The 4,897-nt window shown below is 42.6% G+C and carries 4 protein-coding genes; 2 read left to right on the top strand and 2 right to left on the bottom strand.

Annotated elements, in window-relative coordinates; all coding sequences use genetic code 11:
- Window positions 1–2,744, bottom strand: a 2,744-nt coding sequence (locus tag WBM49_RS02445) for a glycosyl hydrolase (RefSeq protein WP_424370477.1), incomplete at its 3' end; no start/stop codon positions are given.
- A 108-nt stretch (window positions 2,745–2,852) separates the two neighbouring features.
- Between WBM49_RS02445 and WBM49_RS02450 the strand changes: the two genes are divergently transcribed.
- Together WBM49_RS02450 and WBM49_RS02455 are read left to right on the top strand one after the other, a co-directional pair.
- Entirely contained in the window at window positions 2,853–4,151 is a 1,299-nt protein-coding gene (locus WBM49_RS02450) for an aminopeptidase P family protein (protein ID WP_424370478.1), read from the top strand.
- A 67-nt stretch (window positions 4,152–4,218) separates the two neighbouring features.
- Window positions 4,219–4,668 carry a hypothetical protein gene (locus WBM49_RS02455; RefSeq protein ID WP_424370479.1) on the top strand — a complete coding sequence of 150 codons (450 nt, stop codon included), beginning with the start codon at window positions 4,219–4,221 and terminating at the stop codon, window positions 4,666–4,668.
- Between the two features lie 46 nt (window positions 4,669–4,714).
- Here WBM49_RS02455 and WBM49_RS02460 read toward each other — a convergent pair.
- Window positions 4,715–4,897: branched-chain amino acid transport system II carrier protein (locus WBM49_RS02460; RefSeq protein ID WP_424370480.1), on the bottom strand; the 183-nt coding region annotated here is incomplete at its 5' end.

Here is a 4,897-nt window from a genome sequence, read left to right on the forward strand (position 1 = left end):
GCCATTTTGTTCTTCTTTAAAAAAGCCGATTTTCCTGCTTTGGAAAAAGCCACATCGTAGGAAAGAACATTATATCCCTTATCGGCCTCCAGATCAAAACCACTTACCTCAATGCCGTCCAGGGTCATAATCTTTGCTTCATATTTTCCTTTATTTTTTGAGTAGAATGCAACGTCTATTCCCGGGGTACTGGGTTCGGACCAGGAACTTCTGGCATTACCCCATCGACTCGAATGTTTTAGGGGAGGAATTTCGAAAACCAATAAGTCCATAGATAATTTTTCCGGAGTCAGTTCTTGTAGGTGTGCGATGTCTGCTCTAAAGATACTCCTGCCATGGGTTCCAACAACAAGATCTTTGGCCTCGGGCTGAATTACCAGATCGTGAACGGCCACGTTAGGGATGCCATTCTGGAACAATTCCCAACTTTCTCCCTGATTCATGGACACATAAAGACCATTATCTGTTCCCACAAACAAAAGGTCCTCATTGGCAGGATCTTCCAAAATAACATTTACTGGTGAAGCAGGAAGATTGGCTGCAATGTTGGTCCAGGTTTTCCCCATGTCCTCACTTTTGTATACATAAGGGGCAAAATCGTCCCATCTATACCCATTTAAGCTGGCATATACTCGCTCCTTTTTATGTTTGGAAGCTGCCACTCTGCTCACCCACATATCCTGAGGGAAGGAAGCTGATATATTTTTCCAACTGCCCCCTCCATCATCACTTACATGAATAAGCCCGTCATCACTACCTGTATACAAGAGGCCAAATTTAAAGGGAGATTCAGATATGGTGGCTAGGGTTCCATATGCCACATTTCCTTCTTTTCCTCCCTGGGTGAGATCTTCCGAAACAGCTTCCCAATCATCACCTTGATTCAGGGATCGATGTAATTTATTTCCTCCAAAATACAGAATGTCCTGATTATGGGACGAAAGTAAAATGGGTGTTTGCCAATTAAATCGATAGGGTTTTTCCCCCAATTCATGCTTTGGCTGAATGGAAGTTCTTTTGTCATTGGCGAGGTCTATCCTGTAGTAATTCCCGAATTGGAAACCGGTATAAACGATACTGGAATTCCTGGAATCTACCTGTACCTGCATCCCATCTCCCCCCATGATCGACTTCCAGGGATAGTGCCCGGAGGAGTGCCATCTGCTGTTCTCCTGTGCATTATGAGGCCCCATCCATACGCCGTTATCCTGCAGGCCACCATAAACGTTATATGGTTTTTCATGATCTACATTGATAGCATAAAACTGCCCTACTTCGGGAGAATTATTTTTGATCCAGTGAGCGCCGTCATCATAGGAGATATTAACACCCCCATCATTTCCATTGATAAGATGCCCCGGTTTAACGGGGTTTATCCAAAGAGCATGATGATCCGAATGTACATTGTCTCCATCAATAGCTTTAAAGGTCTTTCCCCCATCATCTGAGGCAATTAATGGCACACCGGCCAGATATATCTTCTCGGGATCATTGCGATCTACCCGTATTTGTGCGAAGTAATATCCATAACTGTAAAAAAGGTCATCGATGAAATTTTCATTTTGCTTTTTCCAGGTTTTTCCTGCATCATTACTGCGGTACACCTCCGCCCCAATCACAGGGGTATCGAATAAAAGAGAATTGGCGTCCTCCAGATAGGCTGCCAGATCATTTGGTTTAACTGCCCCGCTACGCACCATTTCCTTTATATTCTGAGCCTTGTATTTTTCCTGGAAATTATTGTCTTTCAAGAATTCATCTAGTTGTATATCCTTTAGATTCAGGAAGGTTTCCACGGACATTGACTTAAAATCTTCTTTGGTAAGTCCCTCTTTTTCGTCTTTTTCCTTATCAGCTTTGACCCTGCGATACTGATTATCGTGTACTACATATACAATATTATTATCATAGACCGCCAGGCCTATTCGGCCCACCCCTTCCCCCGTAGGAAAACCACTGTTGGGCCCTGAGATCAGTTTCCAGCTATTCCCGGCGTCTGTACTTTTGTAAATGCCAGATCCGGAACCATTTCCTTCAAAATTCCACGCCTTTCTGTCCTTCTCCCAGGCAGCTGCATATTGAATGTTAAAATCATTAGGGGAAACAGCAAGGTCTATGATGCCGGTCTTCTCATTCACAAATAAGGTTTGCTTCCAGGTCTTTCCTCCATCAGTAGTTTTGTAAACCCCTCGTTCGGCATTGGAGGAATAGAGATGCCCTGTGACTCCAACCACTACTTCATCTGCATTTGCAGGATTCAGGACGATCCGGCCAATATGATGTGAATCTTCCAGGCCCAGATGTTGCCAGCTGGCTCCTTTATCGGTCGACTTTAGCATGCCTATCCCTGCATAGGAAGAACGCGAACTATTATTTTCACCTGTACCCACCCAAATAGTTCCGCTTCTCCAATGAACGGCTATATCGCCAACATTCTGAGTAGCTGTTTCATCTAAAATAGGCGTAAAAGAGGTGCCATTATTCGCAGTGTGCCACAGACCACCGGAAGCGTATCCCACATAGAATTCCGTGGGGTCGTCCGGGTTAACTTCTATATCTACCACCCGGCCGCTCATTACGGTTGGGCCAATATTTTTAAATGGAATGTTCTTTACCAGGGAGGTATTGCTCATCTTCTCCTTTACCTCAAGCCCGTTCATCAACTTCGCAGATGAGGTGGCAGCAGGTTGTGCTTTGAGAATGAGTACGCTCAGAAAGAAAAACAGGGATATTTTGAGTTGCATGATAAGATATTTAATTTTTTGGAAGGTATGAATTTGGCCGACTTATGGCAAGTACCTTTTAAAAGATATGCGAGTAAATAGTTACTTTTGGGGAAACACCAGATCCAAATGAAATACGATCCTATCAAGTCCTCACTTTTTGTAAAAAACCGCAAAAAATTTATGGCCCAGATGAAGCCAAAGAGTATTGCTGTTTTCAATTCCAATGACATCTACCCTATCAGTGCAGACAGCACCATGCCTTTTCAGCAACACCGTGATATTTTTTATCTGAGCGGCGTAGACCAGGAGGAGTCTATTTTATTGCTTTTTCCGGATGCCATCAATAAAGAACAACGCGAAGTATTATTTGTAAGGGAGACCAACGATCATATTGCTGTGTGGGAAGGTGAAAAACTGTCTAAAGAACAAGGAACCAGGGTATCCGGGATTCAGAATGTGCAATGGCTGGGCAATTTCGATAAACTTTTCTTTGAACTGATGACCGAGGCAGACACCATTTATTTTAATACCAATGAGCATTACCGCCAGTCCGTAGAAACCCAGACCCGGGAAGACCGGTTTATCCTGAAATGCAAAGAAAAGTTCCCGGCTCATAGCTGGGCAAAGAGCAACCCTATTTTACAGGAAATCCGTGCGGTAAAAGAACCTGAGGAAATAGCGCTGATGCAACAGGCCTGCAATATCACCGAAAAAGGGTTTAGAAGAATATTGGGATTCACAAAACCGGGCGTTTGGGAATACGAGATAGAAGCAGAATTCTTGCACGAATTTATCCGTAATCGATCCAAAGGATTTGCCTATACCCCCATCGTAGCTTCCGGGAATAATGCGAATGTGCTGCACTATGTGGTAAACAACCAACAATGCATGTCTGGCGATCTTATCCTTCTGGACGTAGGCGCAGAATATGCCAATTATTCTAGTGATATGACCAGGACCATTCCTGTAAATGGCAAGTTCAGTAAACGGCAACGAGAGGTGTATGAGGCCGTACTCCGGGTAAAAAATGAGGCCACCAGGATGTTAGTTCCCGGCACCCTATGGGCAGAATACCACAAGGAGGTAGGAAAGATCATGACCTCAGAATTATTGGGATTAGGGTTGCTAGACAAGGCAGACGTTGCGAATGAAAACAAGGATTGGCCGGCCTACAAGAAATACTTTATGCACGGAACCAGCCATCATATTGGGCTGGATACGCATGACTATGGCCCCTTGAAAACTCCTATGAAAGCCAATATGGTATTTACGGTAGAACCCGGCATCTATATCCCTGCAGAAAAATTTGGCATTCGGCTGGAAGACGATGTGATCATACAGCAAAAAGGGGAGCCCTTCAATTTAATGAAGAATATTCCCATTGAAGCGGATGAAATTGAAAACCTAATGCAAAACACGCTTTAAGAATAGCGATTAAAATAATTAATACTTTAGCTTTGAAGCAACCATATATGCTGATAACCTAAGTGTAATGTACGGCACGGCGAAACTTAGTTCTAAGCAGAAGAAAATAATCCTTTATACCATTTTTGGATGGATTATTATTTCTATTGGAATTGTTGGACTCGGGTTAACGGGGAACGAAATCAGAACATCCTCATCGCATCTTGAGATCAGTGGGTTATATGGCGAAACAATTACTCTAAATGACTTAGAATCAATTGAACTTGTTGAACAAAGACCAGTCATGTCCAGGCGGATTCATGGATTCTCAATGGGTTACCGAAAAAAAGGTATTTTTAAAAACCAGGATGGGGAAAGGATCAAATTATTAATAAACACCAAGTATCGACCCTTTATCCTGATCAAAAAAGAATCTGGACAAAACATTTATTTTTCTTCTGATGCCAGATCAAACGAAGACATATTCAAGGAGTTAAAAAGTTCCTATCCTACGAAAGTTAAAATTGGATTTCCTTAAAATTTTTAAGACGGAGGTCCGCTAACTTTAAACTCTTATTCGGTGCTTATTCTTTTACTTTGGAAAAAAGGAATAAGTTAGTTACGATTAACGTGAGTAGTGACGGCAATATCCAACCCATTTGTTTGGAGCTCAGCGGGATGTATTGATTGATAAATTGTAAGCTTTCAGAAAACCCAATGCTCGAGAGAAAATCCGGAATACTGAACAGTATGGTGGCGATCACTAC

Source organism: Muriicola sp. (genome assembly GCF_049669965.1).
Classification (GTDB): Bacteria; Bacteroidota; Bacteroidia; order Flavobacteriales; family Flavobacteriaceae; genus Muriicola.